The organism is Rufibacter aurantiacus (genome assembly GCF_017916345.1).
GTDB lineage: Bacteria > Bacteroidota > Bacteroidia > Cytophagales > Hymenobacteraceae > Nibribacter > Nibribacter roseolus.
In genome coordinates this window covers 1,023,997-1,039,482 of record NZ_JAFMSV010000004.1, presented here as the reverse complement: position 1 = coordinate 1,039,482, position 15,486 = coordinate 1,023,997, and the positions used below count along the sequence as shown (strand labels likewise).

Annotated in this window: 11 protein-coding genes; all 11 read left to right on the top strand. The window is 47.8% G+C overall.

Annotated elements, in window-relative coordinates:
• Positions 1-83: 83 nt before the first annotated feature.
• The gene (locus tag J3P34_RS19110; protein WP_210490187.1) at positions 84-362 is read left to right on the top strand and encodes a hypothetical protein; all 279 of its coding nucleotides are present in this window, start codon (positions 84-86) and stop codon (positions 360-362) included.
• Positions 363-603: 241 nt separating this feature from the next.
• Positions 604-1,869 carry an erythromycin esterase family protein gene (locus J3P34_RS19105; protein WP_210490186.1) on the top strand — a complete coding sequence of 422 codons (1,266 nt, stop codon included), beginning with the start codon at positions 604-606 and terminating at the stop codon, positions 1,867-1,869.
• A gap of 686 nt (positions 1,870-2,555) precedes the next feature.
• Positions 2,556-3,506 carry an alpha/beta hydrolase gene (locus J3P34_RS19100; RefSeq protein ID WP_210490184.1) on the top strand — a complete coding sequence of 317 codons (951 nt, stop codon included), beginning with the start codon at positions 2,556-2,558 and terminating at the stop codon, positions 3,504-3,506.
• Positions 3,507-3,719: 213 nt separating this feature from the next.
• Entirely contained in the window at positions 3,720-4,412 is a 693-nt protein-coding gene (locus J3P34_RS19095) for a hypothetical protein (RefSeq protein WP_210490183.1), read from the top strand.
• Positions 4,413-4,618: 206 nt separating this feature from the next.
• Positions 4,619-6,589: a glycoside hydrolase family 172 protein gene (locus J3P34_RS19090; RefSeq protein WP_210490182.1), complete on the top strand. Its 1,971-nt coding sequence runs from the start codon at positions 4,619-4,621 to the stop codon at positions 6,587-6,589.
• A gap of 326 nt (positions 6,590-6,915) precedes the next feature.
• Positions 6,916-8,856 carry a metallophosphoesterase gene (locus tag J3P34_RS19085; RefSeq protein ID WP_210490181.1) on the top strand — a complete coding sequence of 647 codons (1,941 nt, stop codon included), beginning with the start codon at positions 6,916-6,918 and terminating at the stop codon, positions 8,854-8,856.
• A 253-nt stretch (positions 8,857-9,109) separates the two neighbouring features.
• The gene (locus J3P34_RS19080) at positions 9,110-9,835 is read left to right on the top strand and encodes a hypothetical protein (protein ID WP_210490180.1); all 726 of its coding nucleotides are present in this window, start codon (positions 9,110-9,112) and stop codon (positions 9,833-9,835) included.
• Positions 9,836-10,014: 179 nt separating this feature from the next.
• Positions 10,015-10,461: a DUF6924 domain-containing protein gene (locus J3P34_RS19075; protein ID WP_210490179.1), complete on the top strand. Its 447-nt coding sequence runs from the start codon at positions 10,015-10,017 to the stop codon at positions 10,459-10,461.
• A 66-nt stretch (positions 10,462-10,527) separates the two neighbouring features.
• A complete protein-coding gene (locus J3P34_RS19070; protein WP_210463117.1) occupies positions 10,528-11,205 on the top strand; it encodes a hypothetical protein in 678 nt (225 codons plus the stop codon).
• Positions 11,206-11,346: 141 nt separating this feature from the next.
• Positions 11,347-12,624: a serine hydrolase domain-containing protein gene (locus J3P34_RS19065; protein WP_210490178.1), complete on the top strand. Its 1,278-nt coding sequence runs from the start codon at positions 11,347-11,349 to the stop codon at positions 12,622-12,624.
• Between the two features lie 71 nt (positions 12,625-12,695).
• Positions 12,696-15,203, top strand: a complete 2,508-nt coding sequence (locus J3P34_RS19060; RefSeq protein ID WP_210490177.1) for a glycoside hydrolase family 9 protein — start codon at positions 12,696-12,698, stop codon at positions 15,201-15,203.
• Positions 15,204-15,486 lie beyond the last annotated feature (283 nt).

Below are 15,486 nucleotides of genomic sequence, written 5' to 3'. Positions count from 1 at the left end.
GTAGACTGAATAAATAATTTCGTCAGCCAACACAGTGTATACAAAACCCTTGCTTCGCTGCGGGCTTTGCATACACGCGGCCGTTGGCAAAAATTGAAAGTATAGAAATGACTTTAGACATTACCATTACTGTAAATGGCAAAGCTCCTAAAAACAATAAAGAGCAATCAATTAGCTTTGAAGGCGGAGACGCTGATTATTGGCACTTGTATCCACTTTTTGAAAAGCTGGTAAAGGAAACAGGAGAAATGCTTGACTTATATGCTGATTCTGAATTTTCTAATGGAAGCTTACTCAAGTTGCGTCAACTATTAGTCGGTGAAATAGAAAGGGTTAAAGCACAAAAAGAAATTCAGTGGTAAGTTTATACTGGGACTCAATTACAACCTGAAAAAATGGACATTTTCAAAGTACTAACAAGAAAAGACGTTATCCAGAAATTAGAGAAGTGGGTTAGTATGATTGACATTGCTAACAAAACCAATGAAAAAATCATCTGTTTAGGCGATTAAAAACAAAACTTGCCAACAAAGTATAGCAGTCATGCTTCGGCTAAAACCTTGCCATCTGCTATATCAGCACGTTGAGTGAAAATTTAAATATATGATTAGAATCCTTTTAGTTTCATTTTTGCTTTCCATATCATTGAAAGGCTTCGGGCAAAAGAAAGCCGAAGAGTATGTTCAGAATCACTTAGTCTCAATAAAAAGTATCTCACCTGATTCCACAGATTATTCAGACCTAGAGGCAATTGGCGCCGCTATAGGTACTTCAAGAATTGTGATGCTCGGGGAACAGAGCCACGGTGACGGTGCGACTATGCTAGCCAAAAGTAGGCTCATCAAGTACCTTCACGAAAAGAAAGGGTTCAATGTGTTGGCATTTGAGGCTGACTTCTTTGCTCTTAATGCTGGTTGGGGGAACGTGACAAAGAATAGCGGTGCTATTAAAGATTTTTTCAGGAAGAACCTGCATGGCGTATGGCCCTCCAATAAACAATGCAGCGAGTTATTCTACTCTTATATCCCCACTACCTACCAGACGAAAACTCCCCTGGAGGTTTCCGGGTTTGACAGCCAAATCGGCTATCATTTCAGTAATTCCAACTTAAAAGACAGCATAGATTTCTATCTACGGAGAAATAGACATACGTTCACCAAGACGAACCGATACCATAATGAATTTCTCCCCAACATAGAAAGACTCAAGAACTGGGTTGGAAAGGATAAAGAGAGTAGGGAGTGGATGATAGGGCTTGCTTTGACTATCGATACAGTATTGGCTCAGCTTGGCCAGCAATATTCTACAGATTTCACCTATCTGGCACTTGAAAATGCAAGGGAGTTCGCAAATCAGCTCTACGTTTATGAAAAGTCCGTTTCCAGTTATAATATCAGGGATGCGCAAATGGCTAGAAACCTTCAATGGCTTGTGGATAGCAAATACCCAAATGGGAAAATAATAGTATGGGCAGCCAACTCCCATATCATGAAGAACGCAGATACGGCTCTGAAAGCAAAAAGGGATGCTTCCATCAACTGGATGGGTACCATCTTCAACAAAAACAGCCGCAACTCTGCAACCACCTATGTAATTGGATTCAATTCACGAGACGGGCAATATGCCAATAATTCCGGAACCAAAGTGATGCCGGTAGGCAAACCTTTCAAAGATGGGTTTGAGACTTGGATAGACGATAGCGTAAGCTACGGTTTCATAGACTGGAAGAAATTCAGGGCGCTCCAGCCAAACTATAGCGAAACATTCAAGATGAAAAGCAGGCAAATGTACAGCACCGGAAACTGGTCAGATGTTTTTGATGGCATATTCTATATACGCGACATGACACCGGTTGAGAAACTAAAATAAAATCTTCACTCAACAATGTACACAAGCTATGCTTCGGCCGACGGCCTCACCCGTCGTTTATCCTAGAAAGTTGGCAGAAATTTTAATAAGAAATTAATTTTTTGGATGCAGTCAAACTTGATTGGAATAGTAAACAAATACAGGTTTTTGATTATTACAACAACTTTGGTGGCTACTACATTTCTAGTAAAGTCTCCGTTTACTTATTTGCATTACCAATACCCACCTTACCTATTATACTTTTCAATATTCTTTATCACCACAATAATCTATCTCATTCCTACCGACAAGCTAACAATCGCTGAAAAATTAATCTTTAGTTTGCTTATCGTAAGCCTCTCAATGCTTGGAGGCCTGTTGTTTACAGATTTAGCCTTGGGAGCCATCTATGGTTACGACGATTATTACGGCCATCTTGAGTCACCCGACATATTAGAAAGTCTTACATTTTATTTTACTTCTTCATTATTTAGCATTGGGACATTCTCAATAATCTTAAAATTTAAAACATACACTTGAAAAAGGCTCCTGCTAACATTGTGTAAACATTCTATTGCTCTTTAGTCATAATTACCTATTCCGAGTCTTACCTAAATATGAAGCATCCATTTTTACTAATTATATTTGTTTCTCTGATTTCAAGCAGGTTAGCCGCACAAGCAAAGCCAATCAAGGAGGAAAAGTTTGTGACAATTGGCGGTATTGAGCAGTGGGTGACCATCAGCGGGGACGACCAGTCCAAACCCGCTATCCTGTTTCTGCACGGTGGGCCCGGCAGTACCATGAGCCAGTATGATGATGCCATCTACGGCTACTGGAAAAAGGACTTCGTGCTGGTGTACTGGGACCAACGGGGAGCGGGAAGAACCTTCGGCCGCAATGCCCCTGATACCGTCACCGAGGACTACTGGATGGAGAATCCTCTGACCTTAGAGCAAATGACCGCCGATGGAATTGAGCTCACTGAGTACCTGACCAGACACTTAGGCAAACGGAAAATAGCCCTTGTAGGGACCTCCTGGGGCTCTGTGCTGGGCGCAAAGATGGCTCTTGCCCGCCCAGACCTTTTCTCTGCCTACATAGGCCACTCCCAGGTTGTAAATTTCTATGAAGGGTTTGCGCACGCCTACAGCAGAGTATCTGAAATGGCGCAGAACGCCAAAGACCAGGAGTCTCTAGATAAGCTGAAGGCCTTGGGCCCACCCCCATATGAGGATGCCAGGAAAGAAGGACAGCTGATGCGCGTCATCAAAAAGTACGAAAGGCAGAACTCCAACCCAGCCCCTGCCTCCTGGTGGAAACTGGCAAGCGCCTATGATAATGAAAAGGACGCCAAAGACAGGTACAATGGCGACGATTATTCTTTCCTTTACTCTGCCGGCCATAAAAAAATGGGGATAAAGTCTATGATGGCCGGGTTGAATTTCATGGAAGATGGCCTACGCTATAAAATCCCGGTGTACTTCATTCAGGGCGAGGAAGATATTCTCACCCCTAAAGAACTTACCAAAGCATATTTCGAGAAAGTGAAGGCTCCGAAAAAAGAGTACGTACTGGTGCCAGGTGCTGCACACGGGCATAACCAGGCCGTGGTAGACGCGCAGTACAAAGCAGTAAAGAAGTATTTAAACCTCTAGCATAATAAAAAGAACAGGCTTCAACATCATCTAAAAAGCCTTAAAACGCTCTCCAGCCAAACCATTATACCTACTAAAACAATGAAGATGACTATAACTAAAATCTAAACAGAGCAACAGCACTCTCCCAAAGCTTCTTCATACATTTAAACTATAATTTAGAAACTAATACTTACCGTGAGACCTATATCCTCTCAACTTGGCCTTATCATATTGCTGGCATTATCCATACTAACATCTTGTAAAGAAGAAGACATCCTTGTAAAAAAGGCAGATGGCAATGGGACTGTATCTTATTTCGCGAAAGCCTCAGGCTCTGGCGTCAAGAAGACAGACACTAAATCTATTACCCCACTAGGTTCCGTGGCTGTTGAGTGGTCAGCTGCAACTATTTATGTGGAGAAAATTGCATTTGAGGGGAAAACCAGCCACCTGCTTGACACTACCATCTTTGTTGAAAAGAACATCAATCTTTTTAATGCAGATGCTTTAACAGGAGTAATTCAATTGCCCGCCGGCGCTTACAAAGATGTGAAGGTAAAGCTGTTCGCCCGTAAGTCAGACAAATCTGAAATGGCTTTTAACCTGAGAGGGACCTTCATCAATACCAAAGGCGGAAGAGATAGTGTAGTAGTGGGCAGCTCCTACCCCTTTGAGGCGAACCTTCAGGTCCCGGATATAACCATTGATTCTTCAGACAAATATCGTGTGACTTTCAACTTCAACTTAGACAAAGTATTATCAGACATCTCAACAGAGTTACTGCAGACTGCAAGAAGTTACGCCGGGAAAGACAATAGCCTGATGTATGTGATCTGGAAAGGCGGATCTGATGAGGAACCCTTTTATGACCAGGTTATTGCCAATTGGCAAACGGTGGCAAGTGTTGAAGTCTCTAAACAATAAACCAGGCTCAGGTAATCAGTTGCTGGCGCTCCATAAGCTGTAAACGCCAGCCTCGGCCAGCAGCCCCATTTTACCCAGAACCGTAAACTACAATTATCGAAAAAACAGCCTTAAAACCCGCGCCATAGTTATTCGGCTTACATGCACCGCCGGAGGAAGCCTTGTTCAGGAAAGCATACATCAATAACCATTTACCTAACCCGTACATGATGAAACAACTATTGATTACCGTCCTTTTCTTTGGTGCTTTTTTGAATGCGTCTGCGCAGAATGACAACTACCGCCGGGAGTTGCTCAACCTCGCAGATATCTCCCGGCTTCCTTTGTACCGCTCGGGCGGGATGGAGCAACTATCCAGCTATGACCGTACCGGGGGCAATGACGATGGGTTCTCGGGGAAATACTCGGCCATCAGGAAAGAACCCGGGGGACTGGTCCTCGCCGACCTGAAAGGCCCCGGCGTTGTGAACCGCATCTGGACCCCTACCCCTGAGGCCGACACCGTTAAATTCTACTTTGACGGGGAAAAGAAGCCCAGAATCAGCATCCCGTTCATCAACCTCTTCAACGGGAAGCAATTCCCGTTTGTGGCCCCGCTCTCCGGCAGCCAGCTGGGAGGATTCTATTGCTATCTGCCCATCCCCTACGAGAAATCACTGAAGATCATTTACACGGGCAAGAACCTGCGTTTTCATCAATTGCAGTACCGCACTCTGGAGAAAAAAGAGAAAATGGGCTCGTTCTCAACGGCTCTTCTTAATCAGCACAAAGACGATCTGCAGAAAATCGCAGCTGCCTGGGGAAAACAAGCTTCCCCCCTCCTGCTGTATGGGAATAAAGTAAAGTCCCAGAAAGTAAATGTGGTGCTGCGGAAGGGCTCCGAGGCTTCTCTCTTCAGCATGAAGCAAGGCGGGCGCATTATAGGAATAGAGCTTGGCGCCGGTAGCGACCTGCTGCAAGCCTACCACAAAGTGCTGTTGACCGCCCGCTGGGACAATGAACAAAAGAACGCGCTGGAGCTACCCTTGCACAATTTCTTCGGGTTTGCGTTTGGGAAGCCGGCCATGCAATCCATGCTGCTAGGTTCTGACCAAAACAAGCTGTACTCGTACCTGCCCATGCCCGTGGACGGATCAGCGGATCTGCAATTGAAGTACGACAAAGGGATGGCCGGTGATCCGGAGGAAATCCTTATCTCAGGCACCATTTATTACACAGAGGACAAGAGAAACCCTGCTACTGAAGGTAAACTGTACGCGCAGGCCAGAAGGCAGTATAACATACCGCAGGCCGTTCCGCATTTGATCTCCAACGTGAAAGGCCGGGGGCATTACATTGGCACCATTCTGCAGACCCAGGGGCTGGAAGAGGGCAGCACCTATTATTTTGAGGGCGATGACCGCGCCTTTATTGACGGGAAGCTGAAACTGCACGGCACCGGCTCAGAAGACTACTTCAACGGCGGCTGGTATGCGGTCACCGACAAATGGGACAAAGGGTTTAGCTTGCCTATTCACGGAGCTTTGGCCTATGACCTTATGACCTCCCGCACCGGCGGCTACCGTTTCTATCTCTCAGATAAACTGAACTTCAATGACTCGCTCAGGCTCACGATAGAGCACCAGCCCGAGGCCAAAACCAACGTCAAAACAGACTATACCTCTGTGGGGTTGTTTTACGCCGATCAACCTCAGTTTGAGAACGCAGACATCAGGATTGACGACAAGATCACTAAGCTTCCGGAGCGGCATAAATTAACGCCTCAGGGCATGGTGTATTCCCTTTACTGGCTGGCTACCGCCGACTACCAGGAACCCTCCATCGTGTTCGGGCTGAAGCCTTCTGATTCCTGGACCGCCAAGATTGACATTGACGCGGTTCCGGTGGTGCAGGTATCGTTGCAGGGCCTGGACAATGGCCGGTACAAGGTGTATGTGGAGCACGGCAAAACGGAGCAGGCAAGTCCGTTCAGTTTGTGGCAGCGGTCTTCCCAGATCTCCGGCTGGATTCCTACGGATGTGGAGATGCCCAAAGAGGGGGGCAAAACCGTCTACGCCGGGGAAATTGAGATCACCGATGACCTGAAAACCATCACCCTGCGCAAAAGACCAGCAGACATCGCCTCGGTGCGCGTTTTCAGCTTCCTTTTTGAGAAAATAGAGGAAAAGAAGCCATAGAGCAGAAATTGGCTTTATATAAAACCTATGGGTATCTAAAACAAAGCGTACAAAAGCCTGTTACAGAAAGGTGGATACGGTTTGCACCTACTCAGTTTACCTCAGGTTTGGGGTAATCGCGCTCAAAATTGAACCGTATAACCCAAAACTCCTCGTTTTTCTCATAACAGGCAAACCTGCCTGCTCCCCCCTTGAGGAAAGTTCACCCTGCCGCACCTTGCTGAGCCAAAGGCTCTTGTTGTTTGAAAAAATCCTTCCCTATTTACATGATGACATCCCCTACTTTTTACAGCTTGCTGCTATTTAGTTTAAAAGTAATGACCTTTATGGGGCTTACTTCTTCAGAGGCAAACTGGAAAAACAGGAAAACCATTTCAGCTAAAGGCGCCCGCAGGGGTGCCATTTTTTTTGTCCCTAACGGCAAATTGCCAGGTTATGACAAGCTGGGGTACAAACCCGTTGAGGTCACCCCTGCAATCTTTCCAGCGCCAGAACGCACCCAGGAACAGGAGGTGATGGAGAGTACCGCCATGGCTTACCTCACCCGCGGCCCGTACCTGCAAATGGGCAACAAAACAGCGGTGACCGTGCGCTGGAGAACAGACATCCCCACAGATTCAAAGATACAGGTAGGCACTACCTTCGGTACCTACACCCTCTCTGCCACAAATCCTGTCCTTACCACCAGGCATGAGGTTAGAATCAAAGGCCTGACCGCAGACACCAAATACTTCTACCGGTTTGGCAGCTCTACGCAGGTACTGCAGAGCGCCAGAAGCAATTATTTCAGAACGGCCCCTGGAGACAATACCATCAGGAAAATGAGGATTGCGGTTTTGGGGGATTGCGGGGAAAATGAGAACGGGAACCGCTCCGGTACCTTAAACTCTTACCTCAATTACGTGGGCACAAACCCCGCCGAGCTTTTGCTGATCCTGGGAGACAACGCTTATCCCGGCGGCAGCGACGGCGACTACAAGAGGCAGTTTTTTGCCCCTTTTGGGGGAAACATCCTCAAGAACCATGTTCTGTTCCCGGCTATAGGCAACCACGAATACGAATCCATCTCGCCCATCACTGCCCGGGACAGGGGCGGCTACTACAATAATTTTTCCATGCCCACCGCCGGGGAGTGCGGAGGTGTGGCCTCGGGCACCAAGGCCTTTTACTCTTTTGATTGGGGCAACACGCACTTTATCAGCCTGGACTCTTACGGGAGAGAAGCCGCCGATTACACCAAACTCTATGACACGTTGGGGGTGCAGGTACAGTGGTTGAAAAAAGATTTGCAGGCCCACCGCAAAAAGTGGGTTATTGTGTACTGGCACCATCCGCCCTTCTCAAAGGGTAGCCACAACTCAGACGTGGATGAAGAACTGAAAAAGTTGAGGGGCAACTTCATCAGGATAATAGAGCGCTACGGGGTGGACCTGGTGCTTACCGGCCACAGCCATAATTATGAGCGCTCCTATTTGCTGAACAACTACTACGGAACAGAGGCTAGTTTCAACCTGCTCACCCACGCCAAAAGCAGTTCCAGCGCCAGGTATGACGGCAGCATTAACTCCTGCCCCTATATCACCGCCTCGGGCAAAAAGAACCGCGGAACCGTGTATGCCGTGGTAGGTTCCTCGGGCGCATCTGGCGGGGTACAATATGGCTATCCGCACAACGCATTGCCGTTTGCGGTAAATGACGGCGGAATGCTCTACCTGGAGATTGAAGCCAACCGGCTGGATGGCAGAATGCTGCGCAAGGATGGCACCGTCTTCGACAAATTCACCATCATGCATGATGTGAACAAGACCCTTACCAGGAACATCTCACCAGGCACCGCCACCAAACTCTCCGCCTCCTGGATAGGCACCTACAGATGGTCTACCGGTGCCACTACCCGCAGCATTATCGTCAACCCCCAGTATGCTACCACCTACAAGGTAACCGATGGCAAGAAATGCCTTACGGATGTGTTCAAGGTAAACACCGGGCTTATTGCCGGCATCACCAGCGCTGCCGAAAGCATCCAAGCTCCTCTGCTGGAAGTATACCCCAGCCCCGCCAGGCGCGGCGCTGTCATCACAGTCAAATCAAACAGTGTTGAAACCACAGAAGCACATGTTTCAGATATCAGTGGGCATATCCTTTCCACTTTCCAGTTTACCGGCACCGGCGAAATAGACACCAGGAACCTCCCCAGTGGCGTGTATATCCTTAGCTTATCTGAAGACGGCCAGCACAAGAAATATAAGTTTGTGGTGGTAGATTGATTTGAGCCTCCACTAAGGTTAAGAAGCAAAATGCGTTTTAGTTGTCTTTTCAGAAAACGAGCCCATAAACAGTAGTTCATGGGCTCGTTTTGTTTGTTGCCGGAGATAGCCATTTTAATGACTACCTGTTTTATAACATGGTAGCTATCTAGTATATTCGGATTTACAGGTAAGATTATCCCGGGTATAAGGCGGACTATACGAATAATTCCGTTTAGCTGGTAGAGTTATAGCCAATTAGCAAAAAGAAGCATTGAACTGGTTTGAAAAGATAAAGGCTATCACGTCCCAGGAGGACACTTCTCCTGAATTGAAGAAAGGTGGAATAAAAAGCATACTGATCACCATTGTTAAAAAAAATTTGCCCGACTTTCCATTCATGGCTTACAAAAGCAGCTGCTACATTTTTGAAAGGATAAGAACTGCTGGAGGCCTAGAGATCCATGAGACTTTACATATTAGCTTCTCTCTCAGCAATCGGAACTTTTCCTGCTCCATAGCCTCTAGGCTGAATCCTAAGTATATCTACTCAAACAGTTATAACTCTAGCCTGATTAACCCACATATTGATCTGCTTGTTCTCAAGAAAGGTACAGGAGTCATACCAATTGAAGAAGCTTACTACTTCCACAACGGGAAAGTGAACAGCACGACAAAGGTTGTAGAGGAAATCTTCAAAGACTTTAAAATCTATGGGCTTCCGTTCCTTGACAAGAACCTGGAGGCTTTCAAAACTTCACCTACAATCAAAGCAGGAATCCATTTCATAGAGAATCTAGCTTGTGATAAAGCCGAATTGAAGGAAGCTATCACCAAATCAATGGCTCAGAATAGGTTCAGCGCAATCCACAACAGCACGTTTGATGAGCTTAAGCAAATAATGTACTCAACTTTGGAAGGCAGGATGAGGGAAGTGAGAGACAAGGTGCCAAATTCTGCATTTGAGCTCTTGGAGCTTTATTGGGAAAAAGAAAAATAACAGGCTATAACAAAGTGCATGAGGCATGCTACGGCCGACGGCCTTGCACGCCTCATGCACGAGGCCGTCAGCAAAAAATTATAATGATAAAAAGGGTACTCATACTGCTATGTTGTCATTTCGCCTTCTCATGCATTCCAAATACCGAAACCAACAAAAGAATTGATAGACCTACTGGAATGTCTTCTAATACCCAAACCCTCATTTCTGAAAGAATGCTTCCTGACACCAAAGATGTTCTGGTTTTAAGAACAGACTTTTCAGATGATGGTAAATGGGAAAAGATTTGTAATTGGATAGCCGAACCTACCCCAAAGGACGGTTTTAAAGCAGCAGTTTACTTCCTAAGCGAAAAGAAATTCGGTGGATTAGAAAGTGAGGAGTTACTTACAGGTATCGCCAAAAATTATAAGCACTTTTTCATATTCATTGTAGACAGCACAACAATAGCCCATATGGAGCACCCAGTTTTGTGCATCGACCTGAAAGATAATCCAGGAGACACGCTCCGTGTGATTCCATCGGAGATGTATAGCATTGAAAATAATCTATCTATCTCAAATATGAACTTTGAGGAATTCAAAAGTTCAGTAGATTCTGACGGTGTATTCAGAGGGTTTAGGTAAGAAAATAACTTTTGCTAACAACTTACAGGCCTCATGCATAAGGCCGTTAGTCCTCATTTAGAATAAATGGAAATCCTCAAGGATAAAATACTTCTTCTACTTATTATAACATCAGTAGGCCTTATCTATCTCATTACGTCAAGGGGTGCTTGGGAATCTACCATTGAACAAAAAGGGGCAGAAGAAAATAACAGGCTAAAGCTATCAGATTATATCTCAATAGAATCAGATCATTTTCTAAACTCAGAAAATCAAACTATAGGTAGTGCTACTTACATTATTGCCTATAAATGCTTCATTATAGATAGTTTATCTGTCCAAATCATTGAAGTTGACAATGGAAAGCGAAGCTATCTCAGTAATACCCTAACAAGGATTGCTGACATGCAAAAAGTACAGTTTAATTCAATTGGTGAAATTGTTCCAGAAAGCCTCTTACCAACCTATAAAGTAGCTATTTGCCCGGGACAACAAATTGAAATCACAAACTGGTTTAAATACCCCAATGCCAATGCTGAAGATTTTGAAATAAAATACTATATAAAAGGAAAGAATTTAGCACCAGTAAGCAGGACGGCCAAGTTAGAGAAAGTTGAAAGCTTCAGTATAAAAGGAAGACACCATTACGACTTTATTATTCTACTTTATCCTATTCTGTGGCTGATTTTTGGATTGTTGCTGCTTAGCAAAATTGTGCTTGTACTTAGAAAAAAGCCTAGGCCTGGCAAAAGTTATAATATATAACCGCAACATAGCTCAGCTGTTTTGCAAGTTTTAAGAAGAGATTAGTAAATTTATTGATTCTCAAATTCTATCAACATCACCTTCCTTTTTTGAGTCATTTTCCCAAAACAGCCTTAAAACCGAAGCTTAAAAAATAAACTAATGAATAAAATCCTCTACGCTTTACTATTCATTTCCCTTACAGCCTTTTCCTTCAAACTGCCGCCTACCGGTAAAAAGGATAAAAAGGCACCTGCTGTCATAAACAAAACGGCAAAGGCGCGGATAGATGCGGCCTTGAAAAACTTTGTGGATTCAGGCAGAGTAGCGGGCGCATCGGCGCTGATCTTTGAGAAGAACAAAGAGGTCTACCACAATGCCTTCGGGTTTGCCGACCGCGAAGCCAAAGTTCCCATGGACCGGAACACCATTGTGCGCATCTATTCCATGACCAAGCCGGTGACCGGGGTAGCGATGATGAAACTCTATGAGAAAGGCGCTTTCCAACTGGATGACCCGCTGTCAAAATACGCCCCGGAGTTTGCCAACACGAAGGTGTACAAGGGCGTGGATGCCTCGGGCAACCTGATCCTGGAGACGCTCAAACGCCCCATCACTATTCGGGACATTACCCGCCATACGGCAGGGTTTGCCACCACTACTGACCTGCCCGGTCTAAGCGAATTGGTGCAAAAGGCGGATCTTTCCAACCCCAACAACACGCTGGAGCAGATGGTGAAAAAACTGGCCAGTTTGCCGCTGATGTTCCAACCGGGGGAACAGTGGAATTACGGTCCATCGGTAGATGTGCAGGCCTATCTGGTGGAGCGCCTCTCGGGTAAGCCATTTGCCCACTACCTGCAGGAAAACATCTTTACGCCGCTGGGCATGACCAACACCCGCTACGTAGTGCCGGAAAGTGACAAAAACAGGTTTGCCGCTACCTACCGCAAAGGCGAAAATGGCCAGCTCACCCGCGTTCCTGACTTAGACAATCTTTTCAACACCAAAGATTTTGCCTTAAAACCTGGCGGCTGGGGCCTCACCTCCACCCTGGATGATTACATGAAATTCGCGCGTATGCTGGTAAACAAGGGCACCCTGGGCAAGGCCAGAATCCTGAAACCGGAGACCGTTAAACTGATGGCCACAAACCAGCTGTCAGACAGTGTTACGCAGCGCATGTGGCTGCCCAGCAAAGGCCGGGTGGGTTTCGGGATTGACTTCGCGGTACGTTTGCATCCGCCGGTAACCAAAGAGGAAAACAACGGGGCCGTAGGTGAGTTTTTCTGGGATGGCGCGGCCAGCACCTTGTTCTGGGTAGACCCGGTGAATGACCTTACCGCCGTTCTGTTTGTGCAGGTATTTCCCTTTGACGGCCAGGTGCACAAGCGCTTCCGCGATGCCGTTTATGGCCCGTTTAAGCCAAATCAGCCTTAAACCACAGCTTTCAACCAGTTAAAAGGATATTATTCTTTATTCTGACAGACCTTCCTTCTATTCTATATTCAATGATCAAAAGACTACTCAGAAGGGCCTCCTGCCTGACGGCCGTGGCGGTGCTGGCCCTACAGGCACCCCATGCGCTGGCCCAGGCCAACACCAGCGGTGGCTTAAGACTGAACGAACTGGAATACCTGGAGATGCCCGGCCTCAACGTGATGCTGGCCCATGACTTCTACCCCGAAAGCCACCAGGGCGGCGTAGGCATTATTCAGAACGGCCTGCGCATTGGCACCAACGGCGATCTGCGATTGGAGCCTACGCCCGGCCAATGGCAACCGGTGCCCAAGGTTGGTCCACGCGTGGTAGACAAAGCCACCCAGATCATAAGCGTGCGCATGCAGTACCCAGACCCGGACAAAAACCGCAAAGGCTTCAACCCCATCATCTACCCAGATCTGAATTTCGCATACGAGGTGAAGGTCCGGCCCGAGGGCAGGAACTTCCGGATTATTGTGGACCTGGACCAGCCCCTGCCCGAGGCCTGGATTGGCAAGGTCGGCTTCAACTTTGAGCTGTTTCCGGGCATCCTGTTCGGGAAGAGCTACTACATGGATAAGCAGTTCGGGATTTTCCCGCGGCAGCTGAACGGCCCCGGCTTCTATGATGCTTCCAAAGAATACCAGACCACGCCACTCGCGACGGGCCAAAAACTGACCATCGTACCCGAAGACCCACGGCAGACGCTCACCATCCAAAATGTTTCCGGTGAAGGACTTCAACTTATTGACGGTCGGGCGCAGCACAACAACGGCTGGTTTGTGGTAAGATCGCTGGTGAAAAAAGGCGCTACCAAATGCGCCATTGAGTGGCTTGTGTCGCCTAATGCCATCGTTGGCTGGAAGTCTGAGCCGGTGGTGCAGGTCTCGCAGGTGGGCTATCATCCCAAGCAGCAGAAAGTGGCCGTTATTGAGCTGGACAAAACCGAAACGCAGCGCCACCCCGTGACCTTATACCGCATCAAGGAAACCGGCGGCTTGGAGAAAGTGCTGGAAACCCAGCCCAAAGAGTGGGGCAAATTCCTGCGTTACCATTACCTGCAGTTCGACTTCACCAAGGTGGAGCAGCCGGGCATGTACAAAGTGCAGTACGGCACCTATGAAACCAGTCCGTTCCAGATCAGCGACCAGGTGTACAAGCGGCACGTGTGGCAGTCAGTGATTGAGACGTTCTTGCCGGTGCAGATGTGCCACATGCGCGTGAACGACCGCTACAAAGTATGGCACGATGCCTGCCACCTGGACGATGCCCGCATGGCGCCCCTCAACCACAACCACTTTGACGGCTATATTTCAGGCCCCAGCACCCTGACTAAATTCCAACCCGGCGAGCACGTGCCCAACCTGGCCGTAGGTGGCTGGCACGATGCCGGAGACTATGACATGCGCGTAGAATCCCTCGCCGATGAAATCCGGATTTTATCGCTCGCTTTTGAGGAATTCAAGGTAAAGTACGACAACACCAGCATTGACCAGAAACTGAAAATAGCCGAACTGCACCGCCCCGATGGCAAAAACGACATCCTGCAACAGGTAGAGCACGGCGCCTTGTCCATCGTGGCCGGGTACCGCAACTTAGGCAGGCTGTACCGCGGCATCATTGAGCCGTCTCTGCGCCAGTACACCCTGCTGGGCGAGGCCTCTACCCAAACCGATGAAGAAGTGTTTGATCCGGCCAAAGCCCCTAACCCGCTCCCGGAGATCGGGCAGAAAGGTGCCCCGGATGACCGTTGGGTGTTTACCGAGGAAAACCCCGGCCGCGAACTGCAGGTGGCTTCCTGCCTGGCTGTAGCGTCACGGGCCTTGAAAGGCTACAATGATTCTCTGTCTACGCACTGTTTGCAGATTGCCCAGGAACTATGGGACCGCACGAAGGAGAAAGACAAGATGCAACGCGTGAATGCCGCCGCCGAGTTGCTGCTGTCTACCAAAGACAAGAAGTACGCCAACTGGCTCGTGGACAACACGCAGGACATCACCAAAAACATCGGCCGGACGGGCTGGGTCATTGGCCGCACCTTGCCACTCATCAAAGACAAGAAATACAAAGCCGCCGTACTGGCTGCCGTGGCCAACCACAAGAAAACCGTGGAAGAGCAGGAGAAGAAAACCCCGTACGGCATGCCGTATGAGCCAGATATTTGGGGAGCCGGCTGGGGTATCCAAAACTTCGGGGTGCAGCAGTATTTCCTGCATGCCTCCTACCCTACCATCTTCCCGAAAACCTACATGCTGCACGCTATGAATTTCGTGCTGGGTGTGCATCCGGGTTCCAATGTCTCGTCCTTCGCCTCGGGCGTGGGGGCCAAATCCCTGACCACTGCGTACGGCAACAACCGCGACGAATGGTCGTACATTCCCGGCGGCGTAGGCTCCGGCACGGCCCTCATCCGCCCAGACTTCCCTGAGCTGTTGCACTGGCCGTACCTCTGGCAGCAAACCGAGTACGTGATTGGCGGCGGTTCCTCAGATTACATGTTCCTCATTCTGGCGGCAGATCATCTGTTGAGCAAGTAACCTTACCATCTTACCTACTGCAGCAAAGCCCGGAGACCTATCGCCGGGCTTTGCTGTTTTGCGGCCGTTTTCCAGAAAACAGGCGGAAAGCATATACCTAGCTGCAAGTATTTTATAATTAATTACATGTGTTAATCAGCGAGTTACAAAGCAAATAAGTATATTCAGTAATCAATTCTCACCTCCCCCCAACAGGTCCGCCAAACGGGTAAGAACCGGCTATATCCTTCTTGAAAGCTGTTTTCTGACCCGGTATTTCCCTCTGACTTATACCATATCGCAC